Genomic DNA, 3,701 nt, shown 5'->3' on the forward strand with positions numbered 1-3,701 from the left:
GTCTGCAATACCACCTTACCATCTGCATCTGCCCACGCACCGACCAAATCGGCACGGCCATCCTTGTTCTGATCATTCAGACGGTAGGTCGCGTTGTCATTCCATTGACCCAATATTTGATCCGGGCCTGGTACCCAGCGGAATACCAGATTGGCAGTTGCGCTGTCGCTGATCTGCGCACGCCAAACCGTGGCTACCGCCTGGCCTTGTTCATTCTTCCAGATCACCACCAGATCGCTCTGACGATCACCGTTCAGGTCACCCACCAAGTAACGGGCATTGGGTTTGGCTTGACCCAGGCTCTGCTCATAACCTTGTTGGAAGTAGTTGGTATCCGACCACCAGTGCTTCAGCTTGACCGTGCCATCTGCTTGCGGCGTGATCGACAGCAAGTCTTTCAAGCCATCGGCACTGCGCCCGTAGGACAGATCTGCGGTAAAGTATTGTGCATTCGGGTTCCAAGTACCAATTTCGCTGTTGTACTGATCGAACCCGCCATCGGCACGACGACGCATGGTATTGGCTTGTGTGGTATTTCCCGACTGATAGAATTTCACCAGATCCTGACGACCATCACGGTTGTAGTCCTGCAGGCTCAAACCACGCAGCTGGTTATCAATAGCACCACCTGTGGAGGTCTCTTTGTCCTTGACGAACTTGCCACCTTGATTGGTCCATTCGGTGCAATAGCTGTAATTGTCACGTTTGTCCCACTCCACCACTAGATCGGCCTTACCATCCCCGCTTAGATCCGCCAGATAATAACGGGCACGGTATGGATTGTTGGCTGAGATATCCGTCGTCTCTCCCTTCACCAAACCTGTCTCGGTTGTCAACCAAGTTGTGGCTGTTACCTTGGCATCACTCTCTCGACGAATCTCAACCAGATCCGCCTTGCCATCACCGGTCACATCCCCCACCAGCCAACGGCTATCCGCACGCCAGCTACCCAGCACACTGACCAGACCTGCGGTATAGCCCGTGTCGGTCGCAATCCACTGCCGTGCTTCCGCCTGACCATCACCCCGATGACGGATTTCCAGCAGGTCAATCCGGCCATCGCCATTGAAATCACCGTCCAGGTACTGGCTGTCCTTGTTCCAATTACCAGCAGTGGACACACTGATCCCATCACTGAGCCAGGTCTGCAATACCACCTTACCATCTGCATCTGCCCACGCACCGACCAAATCGGCACGGCCATCCTTGTTCTGATCATTCAGACGGTAGGTCGCGTTGTCATTCCATTGACCCAATATTTGATCCGGGCCTGGTACCCAGCGGAATACCAGATTGGCAGTTGCGCTGTCGCTGATCTGCGCACGCCAAACCGTGGCTACCGCCTGGCCTTGTTCATTCTTCCAGATCACCACCAGATCGCTCTGACGATCACCGTTCAGGTCACCCACCAAGTAACGGGCATTTGGCTTCGCCAGGCCCAGACTATATTCCTTGGATGCGTCAAAGGTACTGCCATTACCGCGCCAATAGCGGACTGCTACTGTACCATCCGCTTTGGAGGAGATACCAATGAGATCCATGCGGCCATCACCGCCCTGACCATTACCCAAGTCAGCCTTGAAATAGCACGTACCAGGTGTCCACCATTCATTTATATTTGCGTTGGTGTCAAATGTGCCATCTCCCTTACGGTAGATATAATCCAGCGTGGTATTGCTACCAGATTCGCGGAAACGTACCAATTTGAAATCTGCGCCGAACTCCTTGTCAAAAGCTAGCGGGTTATAACGATAGGCACCGATCTTGCCGGGCATCGAGACTTCTTTACCCTTGGTGAACTGGCCGCCTTGGCTGGTCCATTCCGTCAGGTAGGTATTACCCTCCTCCCCAGGCTTAACCCATTCAACAACTAGATCCCGCTTGCCATCACTGCTGAGATCAGCCAGGTAATAACGCGACTGATGGGCATTGACTGGCGACACATTGGTGACACCACTTTGAATGAAGCCATTGTCACCCACCAACCAAGTTGTGGCTGTTACCTTGGCATCACTTTCTCGGCGAATCTCAACCAGATCCGACTTGCCATCACCGGTCACATCCCCCACCAGCCAACGGCTATCCGCACGCCAGCTACCCAGCACACTGACCAGACCTGCGGTATAACCCGTGTCGGTCGCAATCCACTGCCGTGCTTCCGCCTGACCATCACCCCGATGACGGATTTCCAGCAGGTCAATCCGGCCATCGCCATTGAAATCCCCGTCCAGGTACTGGACATCCTTACCCCAGTTACCAGCAGTGGCCACACTGGCCCCATCACTGAGCCAGGTCTGCAATACCACCTTACCATCTGCATTCACCCACGCACCGATCAAATCGGCACGGCCATCCTTGTTCTGATCATGCAGACGATAAGTCGCGTTATCGTTCCATTGGCCCAGAATTTGATCCGGGCCTTGTGCCCATTTCTGGCTAGCATTGATTGACTCGCTATCGCTGATCTGAATATTCCAGACCGTTGCTACCGCTTGACCTTGTTCGTTCTGCCAGATCACCACCAAGTCACTCTGACGATCACCATTCAGATCACCCATCAAGTAACGGGCTTTGGGCTTGGCCTGCCCCAGATTTTGCTCATAGCCTGCTTTGAAATTGTTCCCGTCAGACGGCCAATGCTTCAACAACACCGTGCCATCCGCTTGCGTTGTGATCGCAAATAGATCACGCATACCGTCGGCGCCGGTACCATAAGTGATATCACCTACCAGATGTTGTGTTGCTGGGCTCCAGTTACCCAGACTCGACCAATATTGTTCATATTTGTCGTCACGGCGCACAGCGGAATGAGCCCTGATCTCATTACCGGAAAGCGCCACACTCACCGAATCGATACGACCATCACGATTCTGATCCAGCTGAATGGATTGATGACTGGAATCAAATGCATCAGGGAGATCGGTACGCTTACCGGCAACAAATGCCGCACCTGTACTGAGGTAATCGGCCTGGTTGGTACGACCATTCGTGTTGCCCCACTGGGCGATCAGATCAGTTTTACCATCTCCATCCACGTCAGCACTGAAGAAGCGGGTATAAGGCACCAACGCGCCATCGACATCAATCGTTGCTTGTAAGCTCAAGCCGTCGTCGGTGACCTTGTGAATAGTGGCAATGGCCATACCATTGGCGCGTCTGCTAAGTGCCAGCAATTCAGACTTACCGTCACCATCCACATCGCTGATCAAATAAGTAGTATTGGAACACCAGCGTCCGAGGCTGGTCTGCTTGCCTATTACAAAACCACTATCTGTAGCCAACCACTGAGCAGCAATGGCTTCACCATTGGCATCGTGTCGGATTTCGAGCAAGTCCAGACGCCCATCACCATTCAGATCCACATCCAGAAAAAGGCGATCACCGCTCCAGTCACCGCGTTGGCTGAAGAAATTACCATCAAAGAGCCAGCTGGCAATAACAGATTCGCCTTGCTCGCCGAGATAGGTGACCACCAAATCAGCACGGCCATCTTGGTTATTGTCGAGTAGACGGTACTGTGCATCCTCCCGCCAGGCGCCGAGGATGGAGTCTGTCCCTTGACGATAGCTGTTGCCACTCGACACGCTGACCGCGTGCCATAGTGTCGCCACGGCCTGCCCGGCGTCGTTGCGCCAGAGCTGCACCACATCGGTACGGCCATCACCGGTTACATCCGCCGCCAGGAAACGGCTGTTGGGTTT

At 53.8% G+C, this 3,701-nt stretch carries 1 protein-coding gene; it reads right to left on the bottom strand.

Annotation, left to right across the window (positions count from 1 at the left end; genetic code table 11):
- Positions 1 to 3,701: FG-GAP repeat domain-containing protein (locus HNQ59_RS17500; RefSeq protein ID WP_184041690.1), on the bottom strand; the 3,701-nt coding region annotated here is incomplete at both ends.

This window comes from Chitinivorax tropicus, from assembly GCF_014202905.1.
In the GTDB taxonomy this organism is placed as follows: Bacteria; Pseudomonadota; Gammaproteobacteria; order Burkholderiales; family SCOH01; genus Chitinivorax; species Chitinivorax tropicus.